This window comes from uncultured Microbulbifer sp. (genome assembly GCF_913055755.1).
Classification (GTDB): Bacteria; Pseudomonadota; Gammaproteobacteria; order Pseudomonadales; family Cellvibrionaceae; genus Microbulbifer.
In genome coordinates this window covers 1-23,934 of sequence record NZ_CAJXKH010000013.1, presented here as the reverse complement: position 1 = coordinate 23,934, position 23,934 = coordinate 1, and the positions used below count along the sequence as shown (strand labels likewise).

Below are 23,934 nucleotides of genomic sequence, written 5' to 3'. Positions count from 1 at the left end.
TAATCCACCATAAAGATGGGAGAAGAGAGATGCATAACTATAAAAAGCTATTTGCCAGGTCCAGGTTGTCACAGGTAATCCGGGTTGCCTCGGGGATTTCCCTGATGGCGCTGGGGACAGTAACTTTGGCTCAGGAAGATTCGAAAGAGGATACCGAGAACAGCCAGTCTGTAGAGGAGGTTACGGTTACCGGGCAACGCCTCAGCATTATGTCCGCCCAGGACATCAAACGGGATGCAGAACAGATTGTCGACTCCATTGTCGCATCCGATATTGGAAAGCTGCCCGATCGCAGTGTCACCGAGGCATTGCAGCGAATTCCCGGGGTCAGCATCACGCACTTCAAATCACTGGGTGATCCAGAACATTTCTCGGCTGAGGGGTCCGGGGTCATGGTCCGCGGCCTCACCATGGTCCGCAGCGAACTGAATGGACGTGACAGTTTCACCGCTGACGGCGGGCGCGCCCTCAGTTTTCAGGACGTTCCACCCGAATTGATGGCCGGTGTCGACGTCTATAAAAACCAGAGTGCAGATCTGGTCGAAGGCGGTCTCGGCGGCACGGTAAATCTCCGCACCAAGAAGCCCTTTGACTACGACAGTTCTGAAATCTCCTTTACCGCAGAGGGTAGCTACGGAGACTTCGCAGAAGAAACCAGTCCATCGGCCTCCGCCCTATTCAGTAACCGCTGGGGCGTGGGCCAGGGCGAAGTAGGCGTACTCCTCGATTTCGCCTATTCAGAAGCCGCAACTCGCACCGACGGCGTATACACCCGCGCGTTTTTCCCGCGAGACAATCTCGTCGACGGCCAGACCGTCTATGTTCCCCGCGGTGCCGACTGGCGCAGCTACGAGTTTGACCGCGAACGCCAGGGTTCTTACGGCGTAGTTCAGTGGCGGGTAAACGACACTACAGAAATGTATTTCCAGGTATTCAACAGCCAGTATGCAGAATTCTGGGATGAAAGCTCGATCTTCGTCGACAACTGGCCACTCGATATTGTCCCCGCCGACGGCACCGAGTTCACTTACGACAGCAACGGCATTTTCCGCAAAGGGAAACTTGCCTCTGTCACCGGGGGCATTCCCATGGGAGCTGCTGCACGATTCCAGGACCGGGAGTCGGAAACCACTGACATTTCCTACAACCTGCAGTGGCACCCCAACGAAAACTGGAACATAAATTTCGATCTGCAACATGTTATGGCGGAGACCAAAAGTCTGGACGCCACCGTTGCCAGCGGTGTCGAAGTGGCATACCTGGATGTGGACCTGACCGGCGGCCGTCCGGAGATGCGCAGCGATGCAGACTACCTGAGCGATCCGGCCAATTATTATATGGCCTTCACCATGGACAACCGCACAGATAACGAGGCGGAAGAAAGCGCCGTGCGCCTGGATGCGGAATACACTTTTGATTCGGGGACTATCCGCGGTGCCAAATTTGGTGTCCGGTTTACCGATACCACCTCTGAAAACCACGACACGGGATATGACTGGCAGCCCATCTACCAACAGTGGATGCGCTGGTGGGCACTCGATGGCATGGCACCAATGCCGGCAGCGAATCCCAACCTGCTGACACTGAACAAACTGGACAATTTCTATCGTGGTGACGGGGCCCACCCGGGCTTTTTCATGACGCCGAATAGCAGCCTGGCATCCGGTTTCCCACAGTCATTCGTTGACCTGCATCAGCAGGCGGCAGACTCCGGCAACTACCTTTGCTGCTACGGCCCCATCACGGTGCGCGACATCAACGAAGATGCCTACACCAACCTACAGGACGAGAACACCAGCGCCATCTATGCCATGACCTATTTTGGCTGGGATCAGCTTAAATACCCGGTTAACGGCAATGTCGGTGTCCGTGTAGTGAAGACGGAAATGTCCACCCGTGGTAACACCATCTATCCGACCACCGTGACAGATATCAACGGGGACATGGGCTTTTACCGCGATGAACAATCACTGTCGGTGGATAACAGCTACACCAATGTACTCCCCAGCCTTAACCTGAAAATGGAACTCAGCGACGACCTTCTGCTGCGCTTCGCTGCGGCTCGAGCCATCGCGCGGCCTGCCTTCAGCGACCTGCAGGCATATCAGGTATTAAGTGCATCACTGCCCAACGGAGTCACCCTGGAAGATGCTCCGGCTCTGGAAAACTTTATTCTTACTGCGGACCTTTACGACAACCCCGCTCTTGACCCCACGCTAGCCGATCAGTTTGACCTGTCTCTCGAGTGGTATTTCAACGATACCGGGGGCATGGCCCACATCAACGTATTCCATAAAAACATTTCCGATTTGATCAGTCGCGAGTTTGTTCGTGAAGAGTACGACGGCTGGACCTATAACGTTGCCCGCCCCACGAACAATGGTGAGGGCAAACTCCAGGGGGCGGAAATCGGTCTGAAGAAGTTTTTCGACCAACTACCCGAACCATTTAACGGCCTGGGCATAGATGCGACATACACATATATCGACAGTGAGATGAACCTGGAAGACATTTCACAGCCAGTCGATACAGATTTCTCCAGCTATGCAGACCTCCCGTTTACCGGAATTTCACGCAATGCCTACAACTTCACGGCAATGTATGAAAAAGGTCCGATTTCCGCGCGTCTCGCCTACAACTGGCGCAGCAAGTTCCTCATGGGCGTGGGACAGAACGGTTTCAACGGCGATGTCAATGGGCAGTGGCGGTTGCCGGTCTACAACGATGACTACGGACAGCTCGATGCCTCAGTGGAGTATCGATTTAACGAGAATCTCGCAATCAGCCTGCAAGCCATCAACGTGGGTAACGCGGAAACTGTCCTGATCGCAGACCAGAACGCTGCCGGTGATCACAAGAGCGCATACGTAAATGACACCACTTACATCATGCGCATGACCACCACCTTCTGATAGACGTCAGTCAGAACCTTGGAGCCCCCCTTCAGGGGGGCATCTTTCATCGAGAATTGTTTTCACCATGAGAAGATTTACCCTCCGTTATTTGCCGCTACTCCTGCTGATCCTTGTCGCAAGTGGGGCGACCCATGCGGCCAGCAACATCCCCAGTATTGTGCAGGAACGCGGCCGACACGCACTTGTGGTGGACGGAAAGCCCTTCCTGTTACTCGCCGCCCAGACCAACAACTCCGCCAACTACCCGGCGGCACTCCCGGACGTGTGGCCGGTGGTGGAGCAGATGCATGCAAACACCCTGGTCATTCCTGTGGCCTGGGAACAGGTGGAGCCCAGGGAAGGCGAATTCGATTTTTCCTTTGTGGACACCCTGATCGAGCAGGCACGGGAAAAACAGGTGCGATTGGTGCTGCTGTGGTTCGCCACATGGAAGAACAACGCCCCGCACTATGCTCCGTCCTGGGTGAAGCTGGACAACCAGCGATTCCCCAGGGTCAAAACTGAAAAAGGCGAGACCCTGAACTCCCTGTCGCCCCACCACCGCAGCACCCTGGAGGCGGACAAGAAAGCTTTCGTACAGCTGATGCGACACCTGAAAAAGGTGGATCGCCAGCGCACTGTCATCATGGTACAGGTCGAGAATGAGGTGGGAACCTATGGTTCAGCGCGGGACTACTCCGAGACCCCGCAGAAAATTTTCCAGCAGCCGGTACCGCAAAAACTACTCAATGATACCGGCAAGGCACCCGGCAACTGGACCGAGGTCTTCGGCAAAGACGCCGACGAATTTTTCCATGCCTGGCATATCGGTCGGTTTGTGGATGAAATTGCCGAAGCAGGCAAGGAGGTATACCCGCTCCCGATGTACGTCAACGTGGCCCTGCGCAACCCGTTCAACCCCGGCAAACCGGGTCAGTATTCCAGCGGCGGCGCCACCGACAATGTGATCCATATCTGGAAATCCGCGGCGCCGCATATCGACATGATCTCCCCCGATATCTACTTCCGCGATCACAAGACCGCAACGAGGGTAATGGACCTCTATGCGCGCGACGACAACCCGCTCTATATCGCCGAGATCGGCAACGACCAGCCCTACGTGCGCTATTTCTTTGACGCCCTGGGTCACGGCGCCCTCGGCTTCGCGCCCTTCGGTATGGACAACACAAAGTACTCCAACTACCCGCTGGGTGCGGAGACCGTGGATGAGAAGGTCATCAAACCCTTCGCGGATCTGTACAGGGTCTTCGGTTCCATGGGTTCAGAATGGGCGGATATCAGCCTGAACCATCGCACCTGGGGCTTTTCCGAACCGGTGGATACCTACGTAGCGGACAAGGAACTGTGGAACGCCAGGGGTAGCGAAGCTGAGGAGAAGGAACAGAGAGATCCCGAGGACTTTACGCAGCGCCAGGATCTCGGGGACTGGACCGCAGAAATCACCTATGGCCGTCCCGCCTTCTGGATAGACCCACCCAAGGGTAATGACCCCGCCTCCGGTGGCGCGGTGATTGCGGAACTCGGAAAAAATGAATACCTGGTTATCGGCTACCACGCGCGCGTCAGCTTTGCTCCCAGCAGGGAACTGCAAGGTGAGCAGTTTACCTTTGACCGTGTGGAGGAAGGCCATTTTGAAGACGGCGAATGGGTATTCGAGCGCGTATGGAATGGCGACCAGACCGATTGGGGCCTGAACTTTATCTACCGTCCCCACGTGCTCAGGGTAAAGCTCGCCACCTACAAAATCGATTGAACGATCATCAATACAAATATAACAACGGAAAAGACCATGAAAAATTTCAAGCCCAAAGGCGCACTGCTTGCGCTGGCCCTCTTTCCCGCACTCTATGGCTGTGACGGTCAACAGAATACTCAGCAAGGTAAACCCGCGGCTCACGCCAGCTGGAAAAAAACACCGCACGGCGCGGTGGTGACTCTTGCGGACAGTGATTTCCACAATGTCCGTGTGCAGATCATCGACGAAGAGATCATCCGTGTGACCGCCACCCCGCAGCAGGATTTCAGCAACCTGCCGGACACCCTGATGGTCATCGCCCAGCCCAGGGATATTCCCTTCACCATTGCCGAAGAGAACGGCGAGCTGTTGGTGAAAACCACGGCAGTGACCGCAGAAGTATCCCTGGATAGCGGCGCGGTGGAATTCAAGAATGCAGCGGGTATTACCCTCTTGGCGGAAGCCAGCCGCAGCATGGGGCAGGTCATCAACGAGCCCGGTCCCGTCGATGCGGATTCCCACTCCTTTCGCCAGCGTTTCCAGCCACAGCCCGATGAAGCCTTCTACGGGCTCGGCCAGCAACAGGATGGCCGCGTGAACTACCGGGGCGAGAATATCGAACTCACCACCTATAACCTTGAGATCAGCATCCCGTACCTGATTTCCAACCGAAACTATGGACTACTGTGGAATAACACCGGTATCAGCCGTATTGGCGACCCGCTACCGCCGCAGCCTCTGCCGGAAGGGTTCGAACTGTATGACGCCAAGGGCGAAGCCGGTGGACTCACCGCACGCTATTACGACGGCGACGAGCTCAAACTTGAGCGCGCCGAAGCAGATCTGAACTATCAGTTCCTGTCCCACGCCAGCGTGCGTGAAATTCCGCTGCCCGAAGAGGTGGCGGAGGCGAAGGACCTGCGTATCCAGTGGACTGGCACCATCAAACCCACGGAGAGCGGCGAGCACGAATTTAAAATGTACTCCAGTGGCTATGCCAGCCTTTCACTGGACGGCGAAGAACTTCTGAATCGCTGGCGTATGAACTGGAACCCCTGGTATCACAATGCCAAAGTAGACCTCAAGGCTGGTGAAAAGTATCAGCTCGATCTCGAGTGGCAACCCCAGGGCGGCTACATGCGCCTGCTGCAACACGGTCCGCTACCGGAGCAGGAACAACAGCAACTGTCCTTTGCCGCGGATACCGGCAAGGCGGTGGATTACTATTTCGTCGCCGGCGAAAACAAGGACGAGGTAATTTCCGGCTACCGCGAGCTCACCGGCAAAGCCACCATGCTGCCGAAGTGGGCTTTCGGTTTCTGGCAGAGCCGAGAGCGCTACAAGTCACAGGACGAATTACTTGGTGCACTGGAAGAGTACCGCGAGCGCAAAATTCCCATCGACAATATCGTGCTTGACTGGTCCTACTGGCCGGAAGACGCCTGGGGCAGTCACGATTTCGATAAGGAACACTTCCCGGATGCCAGGGCCATGGTGGACCGGGTGCATGACCTCGATGCCAATATCATGATTTCCGTGTGGCCCAAGTTCTATCCCACCACGGACAACTACGCCGTGCTCGATGCCAAGGGCTGTATGTTCAACAAGAACATCGAGGAACAGAACCTGGACTGGATCGGCGGCGGCTACCTGAATACCTTCTACGATGCCTATAACCCGGAATGCCGGGAAATATACTGGAGCCAGATCCGCGACAAGCTCAACACTGTCGGCTTCGATGCCTGGTGGCTGGACGCAGTGGAACCGGATATTCACTCCAACCTGAGCTTCAAACACCGCAAGGACCTGATCACCCCGAACGCCTTGGGCACCGGAGCGGAAATGTTCAACGCCTACGCCCTGCCCCATGCGGAAACCGTGTATCAGGGCGAGCGTGAAACCGACGGTGACAAGCGCGCGTTCATTCTCACCCGTTCCGGCTTCGGCGGTATCCAGCGCACTGCCTCGGCGATCTGGAGTGGCGACGTGGTTTCGCGCTGGTCCAACCTGGAAGAGCAGATCGCCGCGGGTATCGGTGTCGGCATGGCGGGCATGCCCTACTGGACCTTCGATATCGGGGGCTTCACCCCGGAGGACCGGTTCCGCTACAACGGCGATGTGGTGGTTGGTAACTACAAGGAAATGGCAGAAAGTGAACAGCAGGAGTGGCAGGAACTGAACCTGCGCTGGTTCCAGTTCGGCGCATTTACCCCGCTGTTCCGCTCCCATGGACAGAACCCCTACCGCGAGATATTCAATATCGCCGACGAGGGCAGCGACACCTACAACAGCATGGTGGAATACACCAAACTGCGCTATCGATTAATGCCCTATATCTACACCCTGGCGGGCGACGCCCACCACAGGGACGGCACCATGATGCGCGGACTGGCAATGGACTTCGGCAGCGACCCGAAGGTGCGCGATATCAATACCCAGTACATGTTTGGCCCGTCCCTGCTGGTCAATCCGGTCACCGAATTCGGCGCCCGTTCGCGGGACGTCTATCTGCCTGCAGGTGCCGACTGGTACGACGTCAACAGCGGCGAGAAGTACCGCGGCGGTCAGACCATTGAGGCCGACGCGCCCTACACCCGGATGCCGCTGTACGTAAAAGCCGGCAGCATCCTGCCCACCGGTCCGGAAATCCAGAGCACCGCGGATAGTCTCAACACCCCGCTGACCCTGAACGTATTCACCGGCGCTGACGGGCACTTCGAAATCTACGAGGATGACGGGGTGAGCTATGGCTATGAGAACGGCGAGTGGTCGCGTATCCCGGTCAGCTATAACGACACTACCGGACAGCTCACTATCGGTGAACGCAACGGAAGCTTCGAAGGTATGGCGAAGCAACGGGAGATCAGAGTACGCTGGATCGATGCCAACGATAAGCCGTTCGAGCTGGATACCGGTATTGACGAAACCGTCCGGTATAGCGGCAGCAGCGTAACCGTCAAACGCGGTTAACGCGTTCCCGATTTCTGATGCATTCAAAAAAACAAGCAAGAGTATAGAACTGTGAATACTGCGAGTTACCCGGACCTGCACGATAGCGCGGTCTTTATTACCGGCGGTGGTTCCGGTATCGGTGCTGCGTTCGTGCGCGCATTCTGCCGTGCCGGTGCCCGCGTGGCTTTCGTATCCCTGGACGAAGCAAAAGCACAGGCACTGTGCGCGGAAATCGAGACGGAAACCGGCAGTACACCGTTTTTCCAACAGTGTGATATTACCGACATCAACCGCCTGCAGACCTGCATCGAGAGCGCAGCGGATAAAATTGGGGCAATCCGGATACTGATCAACAACGCTGCTCGCGACACTCGTCACACTCTGGATGGTATGGATCCAGATGCCTGGGACACTTCACTCAACACCAACCTGCGCCCACATTTTTTCAGCGCGCAGAAAGTTGCTGCGGGCATGCGCGCACTGGGCGGCGGCTGCATTATCAATGTGGGCTCCAATTCGGCCATGCTCGGTCTGTCCGGCTACCCCGCCTACGTAACCGCCAAAGCCGGCATCATCGGACTGACCAAGGCCCTGGCCCGCGAGCTGGGCCCGGACAATATCCGCGCAAACGCGCTGGTCCCCGGCTGGGTAATGACGGAGCGTCAAAAGCGACTGTGGGTGACCGAGGAAGCGCTGCGGGAATGCCTGGATCAGCAGTGCCTTAAACACACCATCTGTGAGCAGGACATTGCCGACGCCGCACTGTTTCTTGCCTCCAATGCCGCGCGCATGATCAGCGCCCAGGCCCTGGTGGTGGACGGGGGGCGTACCTGATGCAACGGATCGTGGTAGATTGGGGCACAACCAATATCCGCGTGTACTTGGTGGACGCCGACGGCAATATTGCCGGGAGCCGCCATGCACCGCTGGGCGTGCACAACTGTGACGGCAATTATAGTCAAGTACTGCAGAAGTATTGCGGCGATTGGCAGGCGCGCTGGCCGGGTATACCGGTCTATCTCTGCGGCATGATCGGCAGCCGGCTGGTGCGAGGCACCCTATGTAGCTTGCCCCACAACCCCAGAAGCACTGGGTCAAGACCTGATGCCGGTACCTACCGAATCCAATGTATTTCTGGTGCCGGGAGTACGCTGTGTTAGCCCTGCAGGCACGCCGGATGTAATGCGCGGGGAAGAAAGTCAGGTATTCGGCGCATTGGAAATTACTGGTCTGCGGGATGCGCTTGTTATTCTCCCCGGCACTCACAGCAAGTGGGTACGGGTTATCGAAGGTCGCATCCACGATTTCGCTACCTTTTTTACCGGTGAAATGTTCGCTCTATTGCACCACCACAGTTCTATCGGTGCGGTTCTGAACCGTGAAAAACAAAACAACGCAAGTTTCCACAAAGGCCTTGCGGAGAGCGTTGGTCCCGGTGGAATGCTCAACCAGGTATTCGCCGCGCGAGCCCGCACACTGTGTGAAGACGTCAGCGGCCAATCCATGTCGGCGTATCTTTCCGGCATCCTGATCGGCAGCGAATTTAGTCACGGCAAGGAATTATTCACCCCAGAGGGTGAATTATTATTGATTGGCGACAACCACCTGGCCGAACTCTACCAACAGGCCGCGGAAAGATTCGCGGTTGAATTGCGACCGCTGGATCCGGCCGAGACCGTTGTAAAAGGGGTTGCGCAAATCTGCGCAACTACGTCGACCACACATGGCGGACATCGCAAACAAAACCAGACACAGGACGTATCCCCATGCTGACCGGCTACCTGGATCAATGTCCGTTAGTGGCCATTTTGCGTGGAATTACGCCAAAAGAGGCGGCGCCAGTAGCGGAACTGCTGATAGCGCGCGGCTTCACCATTATCGAAGTCCCCCTCAATTCGCCCGAGGCGCTGGAGTCTATCTACCGCATCAGTCGGTGCCTGGGGCACAGCGCGCTGGTAGGTGCAGGCACGGTGACGGATACCGTCCAGGTGCGGGAAGTGGCTGCAGCCGGCGGGCGTTTGGTGGTATCCCCGAACTACGACCCGGATGTGATGGTACAGACCAAGCGTCGGAATATGGTTTCGCTACCCGGCTGTTGCACACCCACCGAAGCATTCCGCGCATTGGCAACCGGTGCCGATGGAATAAAGCTGTTTCCCGCTACGATGATTTCTCCGCAGTCGGTGACGGCATTGCGAGCGGTCCTGCCGGAAATTCCCCTGTTGGCGGTGGGAGGTATCGATGCGCCAGATTTTGCTGCTTACCTAAAGGCCGGGGTGGATGGGTTCGGCACAGGCTCCAGCTTGTTTCGTCCAGGTCTGAGCCTGAATGAAATCGGCCATCGAGCAGACACCATGTTAACCGCGATGCGCACGCTACGACCGCACCCGGCTGCCATCACCCGCGGCGATGCCACTGTAGATGAGGAAAAATAGGAAACAAACCCAAACTTTCTCAGTAAAAAAATAATGACTGGAGAAGCGCAACTATGCAACTCGCAGCAATTGATCTTGCAATAATTTTTTCATATGTGGCGATACTGATCACTATCGGTTACCTGGTATCGCGAGAGAAAGAAAACCACGAAAAAAATACCAGCGATTACTTTCTCGCCGGCAAGGGCCTGCCGTGGTGGGCGGTGGGCGCGTCGCTGATTGCCGCCAATATTTCTGCCGAACAGATTATTGGCATGTCCGGTTCCGGCTATGCCATCGGGCTTGCTATTGCCTCGTATGAGTGGATGGCAGCCATCACCCTGATTCTGGTAGGTAAATACTTTCTGCCGGTATTTGTGCGCAAGGGCATTTACACCATGCCACAGTTTCTCGAGCAGCGTTACGACAGCCGGGTGAAAGTGGTACTGGCGATTTTCTGGCTGGGCGTGTACGTATTCGTGAACCTTACCTCGGTACTGTGGCTGGGAGCCCTGGCAATTAATGCCATCGCCGGTGTCGACCTGCTGTTTGGACTGCTGTTCCTGGGTCTGTTCTCGGCCGCCTACTCGCTCTATGGCGGGCTCAAAGCGGTGGCATTGACGGACATAATCCAGGTGGTTTTACTGGTAATTGGCGGGCTGGTGTTGTCCTGGCTCGCACTGGATCAGATCGGTGCTGCAAGTGGCGGCGGCGTGCTCGCCGGTTTCAGTGAACTCACCCGTGCGGCGCCGGAGAAGTTCGATATGATCCTGTCAAAGGACAATCCACACTATATGAGCCTGCCCGGCCTTTCGGTATTACTCGGTGGCATGTGGGTAGTCAACTTCGCCTACTGGGGCTTCAACCAGTACATCATTCAGCGCGCACTGGGGGCAAAGAGCATTGAGGAAGGGCAGAAAGGCATCGCTTTTGCAGCCTACCTGAAACTGCTAATGCCGCTCATTGTGGTGCTGCCGGGTATTGCTGCGGTGATACTGCTACCACAGCTGGAGCGCCCGGACCAAGCCTATCCCCAACTGATGAACCTGATGCCCTCTGGCTTCAAGGGCCTGATTTTTGCTGCCCTGGTGGCCGCCATTGTGTCTTCTCTTGCATCCATGACCAACAGTATCTCCACGATATTTACCATGGATATCTATTCCCGCTACCAGCCGGGTCGCAGTGAAAAGCACTATGTGCGAGTCGGCCGTGTTGTCGCTATCGTCTCACTGGTACTTGGCATGACCTGCGCACAGCCATTGCTGGGTCAGTTCGACCAGGCGTTCCAGTACATCCAGGAGTTTACCGGCTTCTTTACCCCAGGAATCACCGTACTATTCCTGCTCGGTGTGTTCTGGCCAAAAGCCACTGCCGACTCCGCACTGGTCGCGGGCATCGGTTCAGCAGCACTGTCGTCAGTATTCTGGTACTGGTGGCCCGAACTCCCGTTCATGGACCGTATCGGAATGGTATTCCTGTTCTGCCTGAGCGCCGCAATCGCAACTTCCCTGTGGCAAGGCCGGCGCCGCGACGGCACCACCCCCGTAGCTTCTGAAGTAATCGCGGTGGGCGAAATCAATTTCGCCACAGGTCAGACTTTCAACCTTGCCGCTGTGGGCGTCACCCTGATCTTGATTGCACTCTATACCACCTGGTGGTGATTACATCCACGGTCAGTGCGCAACGATCCGACATTGAAAACTAATAAATGAGTATCACCATGCAGGCAACACCATTGATTGGCGCTCTAGCATTGTCACTGGCACTTGCTTCCGGCACTGCCCCGGCTACCGAAAACGTGGCCCAGTTCGCGTGGTTTGAATACAGTGGCAACGATGATGTTTTTAACATCCCGCTTGGCGATGACGAATACCGCAACCCTATCCTCGCCGGCTACCATCCGGACCCCAGCGTGGTCCGCGTGGGGGAAGATTATTACCTCGTCAACTCCACATTCGGTTTTTTCCCGGGAATCCCGGTCTTTCACAGCCGCGACCTGGTGAACTGGAACCAGATAGGCAATGCCCTGCATCGCCCCGGCCAGGTCAATTTTGACAACCTGCCATTGACCAATGCTGGCGTTTACGCCCCGGCTATCGAATATAAAAATGGAACATTCTATGTAATCAACACCTGCATTGGTTGTGGCGGCAACTTTGTGGTCACTGCAAAAAATCCTGCGGGTCCCTGGTCAGATCCCCTGTGGCTGCCACAGCTGGATGGAATAGATCCATCGATTTTTTTCGATGATGATGGCAAAACCTATGTGGTGCACCACGCGGAACCGGATAAGAAACGTTACTCCGCACACACAGCAATCCGCCTGATGGAGGTAGACCCGGAAACCTTCGAGCCGCTTTCTGAAGACAAACTCCTGGTGGATGGTGGTAATGTTCCGCAATGGAATACGGATTATCTGGAAGGACCGCACCTCTACAAGGTGGGAAAAACCTATTATCTGTCTGCGCCTGGCGGAGGTACTGGCTACTATCACCAACAGCTAGTATTCAGGTCCGACAACGTATTTGGCCCCTATTTGGCTAACCCCGACAATCCGGTATTGACCCAGTATGGCCTGCCGGACGATCGTCCGAACCCCGTCACTGCTACTGGTCACGCAGACCTGTTTACGGATACCCACGGCGACTGGTGGGCGGTATTTCTCGGTACCCGGGTATATGATCTCAGTACCGGTCAGCAAGATCCTGGTAATTTCCATACCGGCCGTGAGACCTTCATGCTGCCGGTCAGCTGGAAAGCAGGCTGGCCAACAATTCTGGAAAAAGGCCGCAGCGTCCCCTACACGGTGAAGAAGCCGGCGTTGCCACAAGACAGATCCGTCGCTCTTGCCACCACCGGAAACTTTACCCAGACAGAGCGCTTTACTGGCAAGGACCTGGCCCCCCAATGGCTGTTTATCCGCGTACCAGTTAAGCGTTGGTGGTCCACCGGTGCCCATGGCCTGACTCTGCAGGTGCAATCCGCTCCGGTTGGCGATCGCAGCGTACAACCCGCATTCATTGGTCGCCGGCTCGCTCACCTGCGCGCTGAATTCTCTACAGCATTGTCATTTACCCCGAAATCTAACGGTGAAGAAGCGGGATTGCTTGCCCTGCAGAGCGACGATTTTTTCTATGCGCTTGCCCTCGGCCATGATAAATCCGGAGAAGCGGTATTGCGTGTGCGGAAAAAAGCAGGTAGTTCGGATCCACTGCGTGGAAAGGTGATAGCGGAAACTCCGATTACACTCAAGCCTGGCCAGTCGGTATATCTACGGATGAACATTGATAGAAGCAGGCTGGATTTTTCCTATAGTTTCAATCAAAAAACCTATATCCCCCTGCTGGAGAATGCTGATGGCAAGGTACTCACCACCGCTGCAGCCGGCGGATTTGTGGGGGCTGTGGTGGGAATGTATGCGCAGGCGGCAGAAGAGCCTTAATAATTCCTAGTCTTTTTCCTAGCCACAGCAAAGAGGCTTGCAATGCAAGCCTCTCATTTTTTATCACTGCAGGTATCTATCCACGAAGGCAACCAATGCCTCTACTGTTTTGAGTCGGGTTTCTCCCTGAACCAGGCTGTGGATTTCACCTTTCAGCTCCAGCAGCTCCACCGGCTTCCTCGATCGCTTGAGCTTTTTGTACATGATCTTTGACTGCTTGAGCGGCACTGTCTGGTCATCTTTACCGTGGATCAGAAGTACAGGAGCCTGAAAACTTTCGGCATGCTGTGCTGGCGATACAGCATCCAGGTGCTCGTCGGAAATATCGCCATTGCCGATATTTTTTGTCCAGTAAGCCACTACCCAGTGATCATCACCATGGTCGCGCTCCTCGCTATCCATCATGTCTTCCAGGTCGGCGACGCCGTTGATAGAGACCACACAGCGGTACAGTTCTGGTGTAAACGCGCCACCGGCCAATGCCGCATAGCCACCATAGCTGGCGCCGACAATACAGATACGTTCCGGATCGACGATGCCTTTCTTCACCAGCACATTGACCGCGTCGGTAAGGTCATCCTGCATTTTTGCACCCCATTCACCACGTCCGGCCAGTTCATGATCCAATCCAAAGCCGGTGGAGCCGCGGAATTGAGGTTGCACCACCAGGTAGCCACGATTGGCTAACGACTGGGCCAACCAGTCAAATCCGATGTGATCGTATGAGGCGGGCCCGCCGTGCGGCATGATCACCGCCGGCATGTTCTTCATAGAATCAAGACGATCCCTCGGGATGGTCAACAGGTTGGGAATAATCAGGCCATCCCGTGCCTTGAAAGCCATTTTTCCAATCGGATGAATATATTCAGGGGTAATTTTCGGATAGGCGGAGGCGAGTTCGGTTGGCGGCTCGTCTTTGCTGAATTTATAAAATGTGCCGGAGGAACCGGATCCTTCAACTTTGACAATCAGGTCGTCCCAACCTTCGCTCCAGTCCCGCAGCCACACAGAATGCTGAGGGAAAAGTGCACGAATTTCCTGTACCCGCTTGTTCAGGTCCTCGTCGAAAAACCGATATTCCGGATTGAATCCGGAGTAGCGCACCCCCCAGACAATGCGGTCGAGCCCCTTGTAGGTGTATTCGATATCCGCATCCTTGCGACCGAATCCCATGTTGGTGAACTCCCCCGTGGCCAGCGACAGGGTGTAATAGTCTTCACGCTTGGTGTCGCTATTTGTACCGATTACTACCACGGATTTACGGTCCGGAGTCATCCCCACAACACTGATCGATTGTATCTCTGTGTCTTCCCCGTACAACTCGCGCCAGTCATCGCCGTCCCGCACGAACAGCTCGTGACGATTGCGCCTGTTGTCGAAGGTTTCATGGACTATCACCTCACCGCTCTCGTCGACAAAAAAGTCGACCGAGTCATCCCTGCCCTTAAAGTGCACCTTCGGGCGACGGGGAGAATCCAGTTCCACTCGCACCAGTGACATACGCGGAGTCTGATCGTAGCGATCGTCCGGCACATATGCCGGCATGTAAACATGCTTGCTATCTGGCGATAGCCCGGCAATACGTCCCAGGCCTTCCTGTCCCTTGTAAATAAGGTCTCCGGGCGTCAGTAGCTGGCGAATTTCATTGCGCGCTATGTTGTAGGCATAGGCGGTACTTATGTCGAGGTCACCTCGATACCCCATTACCCGGCGAACCTGGGATGCAACCAGAATCAATTCGCTGTCAGTGGCGAAATAGATTGTGTTCATATGGGTTTTGGAGTCCGAAAGATCCAGTGAGGCCTTGTGCTTGCCCTGTTCCAGATCGTAGACAACGATCATGTCTTTCTCGCCCTCGGTCATGCGATAGGCGATCATTTCCCCATTTGGAGAAATACTCACCATACTCACCCGTGGCAGCGCACCGTAGTCACGTACAGTGACAGAAGCGGCCTCTTTGGCATTGAGCACTGAAAACGGAAGCAGAATGGAAAGCAAAAATAGTGAAACCCAGATGGGCTTGCAGAATCTGTTGATCATGGGAAGTCAATTTCCTGTTGTTCTTATTCACTCTCATATCGTCATACAAATATATGAAAGTGAAGAATACCGGATTGCTTCCTTGGTGTCTCGGCAGCGGGAAATAGCGATAAACGCAAGAATGCCAGGTACAAAACTGTCAGGCGAAAAGGATCACAACAGCGGAGAACATATTGAAAAGAACACCCTAAACAAACAACCAAATGGATTAAATCATTCACGACATCCGCATTGCCAACCCGACCAATTTTGAATGCAGTTCAAATAGCGCGATAGCGGAAGTCTCTGAAACGTACACTGCCATTTTGCATCTCCACGGCGCGCGAATTCGAATTGCGTGATTCGCCGTCCACTGCACTGTACAAAGCCACACGTAAACTGAGAAAGCCGCCAAAAACGTTGTGGTGAATACCCGACACTTCCATTCGATGGCCGTGTAGTTCCCAGGTTTCGCCTTCATCACGAGAGTAGTGATAAGTCACCACATTTTCACGATTGGTCATTTTAATTCGCAGGCTGCCTGTCTCTGCCGGTTGGCGAAACCAAGTCTGTTCTTCCGCGTACTGAAATGTCTTGATGTATTGCCGGGAAAACCCCAGACCGACGAATGCCTTGTGGTTGTAAAACAGCAACAGACCACCTTCACAACCATCAGCCAGATCTATGGTGACTTCTACCTCATAGGAACGGTCAACCGGAATACAGGTCAAGGGGGCACTGTCGGCCGGGGTCTCGCCTCTCCCGATAATGCTCAGGCCGAGGTCTTCGTAGCGAACCCGCTGCATTTCATTCGCGCGTGGTTTGTGAAAAGTCCACTGGATACCGAATCGGTTGCTGGCAAAGTCATCGGACAATTCCTGCCCAGCCAGACCGACTCGCTTGCCACCTGCAGGCTTGCGCATTGACTGGGACAAATCCCCACCCTTCGCGCGAAACCAGCCGTCTTCTGTCCATTCGATCGGCTCCAGCAATCTCTGCCTGCCAAGCGTGCGAAATCCGTTTTCATAACCGTGGTAAACCATCCACCAATCACCCTCCTGTCCATTTCTGGTCGGGCCTTCCACCAGCGTCGCATGGCCCCGCGACCACCAGGGCTCACTCTTGTTCGCGGTGCGTACCAGCGGATTTTGCGGACAGTGTTCCCAGGGGCCGTGAATGGATTTTGCTCGCGCGGCAATCACCATATGGCCGGTAGCTGGTCCTGCGGTACCGCCTACAGCCGTCACCAGGTAAAACCAGTCACCGCGGCGGAGTAACTTCGGGCCCTCGGGTGCGAAGTTTTCCACCACCCATTCATCGGGATAACGCCAGGGACTGTAGGCGTGCTCCAGCTCTCCCACGGCTGCCAGGCCGTCGTCGGAAATTCGGATTTTGCGAATACCATTCACGAACAGGTAGCGGTGACCATCCTCCCCCACAATATGTCCCGGATCGATACAGCCGGGGATTTTCATATCGATGGGGTCGCTCCAGGGGCCACGGATATCCTCCGCCCAAATGACAAAAATGGACCAGCCTTTATCGTCCGGATTAGCCGGAATATAGATGTAATAGCGATCTTCGTGCTTGCACAGATCTACCGCCCAGATAGCACCGAGCGGCTTGAACAAAGCGGGCCCTACAGGAGCCCAGTTCACCAGATCGGTGGAATGCCAGATCACCAGACCGGGATAGGAGTAGAAGGACGAGAACGTCATGTAGTAATCGTCACCGTCCTTGATGATGGTAGGGTCCGGATGATCCCCGGGCACTATGGGGTTCAGAAAAGTGCCGTCTCCGAGATCAGCACTTCGCTGTCCCTCTACCGTTCTGCCCCAATCAGGCGGTGCCGGCAACGCACTCGGCGCTTCGTCTGTGCAATTTCCAGCTCTCGCCAGTACATTGCCAGCCAACGGAGCAGAAGCCGCGCCTGCGGCCAGCGCTTTGAACAGCCTGCGGCGGGTATTGTCTACCATCGTTGCTCTCCCCCAGTGCCAATCAATCGATCAGCCCGGACAGCGTCGGCTCCATCGCCTCCGCCCAGATCTGGTAGCCCTTTTCGTTCAGGTGCAGGTAATCCGGCATGATCTCCTTGGTGAGACTTCCATCTTCCTCGAGAAATTCGCTGTAGATTTCCTGATAGATAATATGCTCGCCATCGGCATAGTCTTCAATGATCCCGTTGACCCCCAGGTTCACTTTGCGCATCGGTGTACCCGGCTGAGGATCTCGGGGAAAAATACCGAGCAACAGAATTTTCATCTGCGGCTGGCGCGCGCGCAGCTCATCCAGTACCGCGCGGATACCGGCGGCGGTAAGCTCAGGGTCTTCCAGGCGGTGGCCGGTATTGTTGGTACCGATCATTACTACCGCAGCTTTCGGTTTGATCCCATCGAGTTCGCCGTTCTGCAGGCGCCACAACAGGTTTTCCGTTCGGTCGCCGCCGTAGCCCAGGTTCACCGCGTTGCGGTCCGCATAGTATTTCTCCCAAACGGCTTTTCCTTCTTTCTCCCACGCCTCGGTGATGGAGTCCCCAATCATCAGCAGGTCGACATTGCCCTCGGCCAGACGTTTCTGGTTGCGCTCGAAGCGCTCATCCCACCAGCCCTTTGCCCAGTATTCGTGACGCGTGTCCGGTGTTGTGGCGAGGGTGCGGTAATCGGGGCACCGGTCTTGCGCCTCGGCGGATTTCTCCAGTGTCACATTGGCCACGACGACCTGTCCCTTGCCGCCCGCACGCAGCGCGAAGGGCACGGAAACATTCGAGAGGTCATCGCCTTCCTGCACAAAACAACTGAGCTTGTAGCTCTCACGCTGCCAGCCTTTGCCGATACCTTTCCGCGCCTGCACGGTCAGGTCGACACGGCGCTCACAGTTGTCACCGCACTGTATTTCCAGCGCCAGGTCGGCGTTTTCCAGGTCGTCCACTTTCAGGTCGAATGACAGAACGCCCTCTTCCACGTAACTGGAAAGATCCAGCGGAGCACCGTGTTTCAGGCTGAGCCGCGCCAGCCAGGTGTCCTGCCATTTAAAGGTAAGCGCATCTTCCTGCACGTCTTTGTCGCTGGTCACCACTGTCACGCGACCACTGGGCAATTTGGCAAAAGCACCGCTCAGCATCTGGTTCTGCTCGAAGTCGTCAATCTGGATACCCCAGGGCTGCAACGGGCGGCCCTGGTAGAGTGCGTAGCTCTCCGGTTCACCGCGCACCAATCCGGGAACATTCTCTGCAAGTTTCTCCGGTCCCTCTTTTTCACCGAACAGGCTCAGTCCATACCCAGGGGTAAACAGTGGTTCGTAGTCCGGATGGTGGGGATTGAGTTTTGCCTGCAGAGGCAACCCGGGCCATGAGAACGACAGGCGGCCGGTAAAATCGTAGCGCGCTTTGCCCTCGCTATCCGCGATCAGCATATCCGCAACACCATCCCCCTCGGTGCCCGGCAGCCAGGCGGCAACGAAGGCATCAGAGGCGTTGATTTCCGGATTCACCCACAGCGGACGACCGGAAAGGAATACGGAAACCACGGGAATATTCTGCGACTGCAATTTTTTCAGCAGCGCCAGGCTCACCTTGTTGCCGGGTTCAAATTCCAGGGTATTGAGATCCCCCTGCCCCTCGGCGTAGGGGCGCTCGCCGAACACCACAATGGCGGCATCCGGCTTTTTCGAATATTCCCCCCGTTCCGATAGCGTCGCGCGGCCGCCGGCACTTTCCACGGCTTTTTTGATTCCCCGGTAGATCGAGGTGGCACCGGGGAATTTTTCGTTGGGAATGCCCGCGCCCTGCCAGCTCACGCTCCAGCCGCCGGATTGCATGGCGATGCTGTCGGCACCGGGGCCGGCCACCAGAATGTTCTTGCCGGGATCGAGTGGCAGAATGTGATCGCGGTTTTTCAGCAGCACCAGGCTTTCACGTACCGCGCGACGAGCGAGTGCACGGTGCTTCGCATTGCCCACCATACCCTCGTCCCCGGCCAGGGCACGCTGTGAAGGTTTCTTGTCAAACAGGCCCGCGCGCAGTTTTACCCGCAGGATACGGCGCACCGCATCGTCGAGCCGGGCCTCGGTAATCTCACCACTCTTCACCTGCTCGAGAGTATTGGCGATCATGTTTTTCCAGTCGTAGGTCACCATCAACAGATCGATGCCCGCATTGATCGCCTGCGCGCAACTGTCGTTGGTGCAACCGGGAACCTGACCGTGTCCGTTCCAGTCGCCCACCACCAGGCCATCAAACCCCATACGGTTTTTCAGCACGTCGGTGAGGATGTATTTGTTGCCGTGGTGCTTCTCGCCGTTCCACTCGGAGAAGCTGGCCATGATGGTCTGTACCCCGCTTTCAATGGCGGGCGGGTAGCCGGCGCTGTGGATCTGTACCAGTTCCTGCTCGCTGATACGCGCATCTCCCTGGTCGTCGCCCTCGAAGGTACCGCCGTCGGCGAGAAAATGTTTGGCCGAGGCCAGCACACGGTTTTCGGCGAGGAAGTCGTCACCGCCGATTTTCCCCTGCAGTCCCTCCACCATCGCCGACGCAAACCGTTTTACAATGTTCGGATCTTCGCTGTAGCTCTCGTAGGTGCGGCCCCAGAAATCGTTCTGGGCCACCGCCAGAGTGGGAGCGAAAACCCACTCCACGCCGGTAGTGCGCACTTCTTTTGCGGTAGCGGCACCGATGGCGCGGACCAGCTCGGGATCGTTGGTGGCACCAAGACCGATATTGTGCGGGAACAGCGTGGCCCCTGTGAGATTGCCGTTACCGTGCACCGCGTCCGTCCCCCAGATCACCGGAATCGCAATGCCGCCGTCACTGGTGTCCATTGAGGCTTCCCAGTAGGCGTCCGCCAGTGCCAGCCAGTCGTCCGGGCCGGCGTTTTCCTTGCGTCCGGGAATGGAGCCACCACCGTTCAACACCGATCCAATATGGTATTTCCGTACCTCCTCCGGTGTGATGGACTGGATCTCCGGCTGCATGATCTGGCCGACCTTTTCTTCCAGGGTCATTTTCCGCAGCAGCGCTTCCACCTGCGCTTCCACCTCCGGCTTTACCGTCGGGCTCTGGGTTTTTGGCCACAGATCCAGCTGGTAGCCGGCGCCGGCGGCAATGGTCAGTGCGGGCAGTCCGGCGAGTACAACGCCGGCCGCCAACAGTGCGCGCAGCGGTTTGAACGGGGTATCGGTCGGTTTCATAAGCGCCTTCCTTTCTTATTATGCTTCTGTGCCGCAAACCCTTTTAGTAGGGTTAATCACATAAATAGTGTCGAGCCAAAAAAATTCCCGGGGCATGCCCTGTTCTATTCAGGGCAGGGGCCACACGGGTTCAATCAGGAGAATTTGGGCTCGAGGTCGGCGGCAGCCAAACGCTGCCGCCGTTTCTATCAGCCTTGCATCTGCTCCAGTTCGCGACCTTTGGTCTCGCGCACGTATTTGCTCACGAAGAAGATCGAGATAAAGGCGCACAGCGCATAGATGCCGTAGCTGCCGGAGAGCTGGATACTGATCAACAGCACCGGGAACGACAGGGTGATACCAAAGTTGGCGAGCCACTGGGCCAGGCCTGAAACCGCGAGGCCGGAACCGCGGATCTGGTTGGGGAACATCTCCCCGAGCATCACCCACATTACCGGGCCCCAGGAGGCGTTGAAGAAGACCACGTAGGCATTGGCCGCAATCAATGCGATGGTGCCGACGGAATCCGACAGGCTCAGGGAACCGCTTTCATCCAGGGTGGCCTGTGAGAAGGACACCGCCATGATCGCCAGGGTCACCGCCATACCGACGGAGCCGACCCACAGCAGCGGCTTGCGGCCGATCTTGTCCACCAGAATCAGCGCGGTGATTACCGCGGCGATACTCACCGCACCGGAGACCACATTGATCAGCAGCGCGTCGCTCTCGGTAAAGCCGACCGATTGCCATAGCACCGCGCCGTAGTAGAACACCACATTGATGCCCACCAGCTGCTGGAAGACCGCCAGGCCGATACCCACCCAGACGATGCTGCGCAGCTTGCCGGTTTTTGCATCCTTCAGGTCGGACAGACTGGGGCGGTGGTCATCGGCCAGGGAGGCGCGGATATCCCGCTCCTTGTCCGCGGCCGCGCGCGCGCCGAACAGGCGCGCCAGCACCGAACGCGCGGTATCGCCGCGGCCGCTGGCCACCAGGAAGCGCGGGCTCTCGGGGATAAAGTAGAGGCCGATCAGGAAGATGGCGGCGGGGATCAGCTCGATCCAGAACATCCAGCGCCAGGCCTCAAAGCCCATCCAGAATTCGGTGGTGGAGGCACCGGCAAACTTGGCAATGGCGTAGTTACTGAGAAAGGCAGCCGTCAGGCCGCTGATGATCGCCACCTGCTGCACCGTGGCCAGCCTGCCCCGGTAGGCGGCGGGTGCCACCTCGCTGATATAGGCGGGCGTCATCACACTGGCGGCGCCGACGGCGAGGCCGCCGAGAATACGGTAGAACACAAACTCCAGCGAACCGGTGGCAATGCCCGAACCCCATGCGGAGACGATAAACATGATCGCCGAGGCCACCAGCAGCGCCTTGCGCCCGTATTTGTCCGCCAGGGTACCGGCAAAGAAAGCGCCGATGGCACAGCCCAGCAGCATGGACGCCACATTGAAACCGGTGCCGGCAGAATCGGAATTGAACGCGGTCTGCAGGCCTTCCACAGTGCCGTTGATCACACCGCTGTCAAAGCCGAACAGGAAGCCGCCGATGGTGGCCACACCGCTAATGGCGATGACCAGGCCGTGATTGGTTTCTGCGTGGAGGGATTCGGAGTCCGCGACTCCGGGCGCAGCGTCAATCGCCGCACCGCTGCTGACGGTGGTATTCATCTTGTTCTCTCACTCACTGTGGGCCACTTGGCGGCTCCGACTTATTATCACCCAGCCCTGTTTTACCCCACGGGGACCCAGTCTGGACAGCTTCCTTTATACAATTAATTGCACAAATATGTAAACGATTACAAATAATTGAGCAAAAGTGGCGCCGGGAGCAACCCGCGCAAGGCTGCCGCCGCCTACCCTGAAGCGCCGATTGGACAGCCGAACATTACCCCTGATTACGTTCCAAACGTCAGGAAAAGCTGCAAAATTCCGCCGATATCGCCACAAAAAATGGAGGAAGCCCCATGAGCCTGAACCAGTCCAGGGAACACAACCGCCGCCTTGTCCTCGCCTCCCGCCCCAAGGGCGCGCCGAGTGACGACAACTTTCGCCTCGAGCAGACCGACATCCCCAGCCCCGCCGATGGCCAGGTGCTCCTGCGCACGGTTTTTCTCTCCCTCGATCCGTACATGCGCGGCCGCATGAGCGATGCTCCCTCCTATGCGGAGCCGGTGGCGATCGACGACGTGATGGTGGGCGGCACGGTGAACCGCGTGGTGGAATCGAAACTGGACGGTTTCAGTGACGGTGACTGGGTGCTGTCCTACACCTGCGGCTGGCAGGACTACGCCCTGTCCGATGGCACCATGCTGATCAATCTCGGCAAGAACCCCACACAACCATCGATGGCGCTGGGCCTGCTGGGTATGCCGGGCTTTACCGCCTACATGGGCCTGCTGGATATCGGCGCCCCCAGAGAGGGAGAAACCCTGGTGGTTGCCGCCGCCACCGGCCCGGTGGGCGCCACCGTCGGCCAGATCGGCAAACTGAAAGGCTGCCGTGTGGTGGGCGTTGCCGGCGGCGCGGAGAAGTGTGATTTTGCGGTCAACGAGCTGGGCTTTGACGCCTGCATCGATCACTACGCGGACGATTTCGACCGGCAACTGGCGGCGGCCTGCGAGGACGGGATCGATGTGTATTTCGAGAATGTCGGCGGCAAGATCATGGATCAGGTGATTGCCCGCCTGAACGATTTCTCACGCATGCCGCTCTGCGGCCTGATCAGCACCTACAACGCGACAGAGCCGGTGCCGGGCCCGTACAATTTCTCCAATCTGCTGATGCGCCGCACCTTGCTCAAGGGCTTTATCGTCATCGACTATTTCCCGCGCTTCCCGGAAGGCATCCAGCAGATGGCCCAATGGCTGATGGCCGGCAAGATCAAGTTCGAAGCCGATATTGTCGACGGGCTCGAAAATGCGCCGGCCAGCCTGTCCCGCCTGTTCGAGGGCAAGAATCTCGGCAAGCTCATGGTCAAGGTCAGCGAACCGCCTGCGGCCTGAATTAACCTAAGTTCAGGTGGCGTTCAGCTTGGTCCTGTATGCCTGAGTGCAGACGGGGCTGGGTGAGGGACGCAGCTTGCCGACAGTGGAGGAATTTGGCGCCGTGTTGCGCCGGGTTCCTCTACAGCACCATCGGCGCGATCCAGTATCCGATCGCCGCGATGATCACGATCCCTGCCAGATTGATGAAGAAGCCCTTCCGGATCATTTGCTGGATGGTCACGTGCCCGGACCCGTAGACAATGGCATTGGGCGCTGTCGCCACCGGCAGCATGAACGCGCAG

Annotated in this window: 13 protein-coding genes and 1 pseudogene; 9 read left to right on the top strand and 5 right to left on the bottom strand. The window is 56.8% G+C overall.

Annotated elements, in window-relative coordinates; genetic code table 11:
• Positions 1 to 29 precede the first annotated feature (29 nt).
• From QZ511_RS04320 to QZ511_RS04285, 8 genes and pseudogenes are all read left to right on the top strand, one after another.
• The gene (locus QZ511_RS04320; protein WP_295799473.1) at positions 30 to 2,912 is read left to right on the top strand and encodes a TonB-dependent receptor; all 2,883 of its coding nucleotides are present in this window, start codon (positions 30 to 32) and stop codon (positions 2,910 to 2,912) included.
• Between the two features lie 67 nt (positions 2,913 to 2,979).
• Positions 2,980 to 4,668, top strand: a complete 1,689-nt coding sequence (locus QZ511_RS04315) for a DUF5597 domain-containing protein (RefSeq protein ID WP_295799470.1) — start codon at positions 2,980 to 2,982, stop codon at positions 4,666 to 4,668.
• A gap of 36 nt (positions 4,669 to 4,704) precedes the next feature.
• Positions 4,705 to 7,620, top strand: coding sequence for a TIM-barrel domain-containing protein (locus QZ511_RS04310; protein WP_295799467.1), 2,916 nt, complete (start codon positions 4,705 to 4,707; stop codon positions 7,618 to 7,620).
• A gap of 51 nt (positions 7,621 to 7,671) precedes the next feature.
• Positions 7,672 to 8,436 carry an SDR family oxidoreductase gene (locus QZ511_RS04305; RefSeq protein ID WP_295799464.1) on the top strand — a complete coding sequence of 255 codons (765 nt, stop codon included), beginning with the start codon at positions 7,672 to 7,674 and terminating at the stop codon, positions 8,434 to 8,436.
• Positions 8,436 to 9,375: pseudogene (locus tag QZ511_RS04300) on the top strand (2-dehydro-3-deoxygalactonokinase). Before QZ511_RS04305 ends, QZ511_RS04300 begins: the two are co-directional and overlap by 1 nt.
• Positions 9,369 to 10,037, top strand: a complete 669-nt coding sequence (locus QZ511_RS04295) for a 2-dehydro-3-deoxy-6-phosphogalactonate aldolase (protein ID WP_295799460.1) — start codon at positions 9,369 to 9,371, stop codon at positions 10,035 to 10,037. Before QZ511_RS04300 ends, QZ511_RS04295 begins: the two are co-directional and overlap by 7 nt.
• A 53-nt stretch (positions 10,038 to 10,090) precedes the next feature.
• Complete coding sequence (locus QZ511_RS04290) at positions 10,091 to 11,677, top strand: sodium/sugar symporter (protein WP_295799458.1); 1,587 nt, start codon at positions 10,091 to 10,093, stop codon at positions 11,675 to 11,677.
• Positions 11,678 to 11,724: 47 nt separating this feature from the next.
• Entirely contained in the window at positions 11,725 to 13,458 is a 1,734-nt protein-coding gene (locus QZ511_RS04285; RefSeq protein WP_295799454.1) for a glycoside hydrolase family 43 protein, read from the top strand.
• A gap of 63 nt (positions 13,459 to 13,521) precedes the next feature.
• On the opposite strand, the gene QZ511_RS04280 is transcribed toward QZ511_RS04285, so the two are convergent.
• From QZ511_RS04280 to QZ511_RS04265, 4 genes are all read right to left on the bottom strand, one after another.
• Complete coding sequence (locus QZ511_RS04280) at positions 13,522 to 15,498, bottom strand: prolyl oligopeptidase family serine peptidase (RefSeq protein ID WP_295799451.1); 1,977 nt, start codon at positions 15,496 to 15,498, stop codon at positions 13,522 to 13,524.
• Between the two features lie 260 nt (positions 15,499 to 15,758).
• A complete protein-coding gene (locus tag QZ511_RS04275; protein ID WP_295799448.1) occupies positions 15,759 to 17,453 on the bottom strand; it encodes a family 43 glycosylhydrolase in 1,695 nt (564 codons plus the stop codon).
• 22 nt (positions 17,454 to 17,475) lie between these two features.
• A complete protein-coding gene (locus QZ511_RS04270; protein ID WP_295799445.1) occupies positions 17,476 to 20,664 on the bottom strand; it encodes a glycoside hydrolase family 3 N-terminal domain-containing protein in 3,189 nt (1,062 codons plus the stop codon).
• A 188-nt stretch (positions 20,665 to 20,852) separates the two neighbouring features.
• Positions 20,853 to 22,316 carry a sugar porter family MFS transporter gene (locus QZ511_RS04265; RefSeq protein ID WP_295799441.1) on the bottom strand — a complete coding sequence of 488 codons (1,464 nt, stop codon included), beginning with the start codon at positions 22,314 to 22,316 and terminating at the stop codon, positions 20,853 to 20,855.
• Positions 22,317 to 22,612: 296 nt separating this feature from the next.
• Here QZ511_RS04265 and QZ511_RS04260 point away from each other — a divergent pair, with 296 nt between their 5' ends.
• A complete protein-coding gene (locus QZ511_RS04260) occupies positions 22,613 to 23,650 on the top strand; it encodes an NADP-dependent oxidoreductase (RefSeq protein WP_295799438.1) in 1,038 nt (345 codons plus the stop codon).
• Positions 23,651 to 23,771: 121 nt separating this feature from the next.
• Here QZ511_RS04260 and QZ511_RS04255 read toward each other — a convergent pair whose 3' ends face one another.
• On the bottom strand, positions 23,772 to 23,924 hold the full coding sequence (locus tag QZ511_RS04255; protein WP_295799526.1) for an anion permease: 153 nt from the start codon (positions 23,922 to 23,924) through the stop codon (positions 23,772 to 23,774).
• Positions 23,925 to 23,934: the final 10 nt, after the last annotated feature.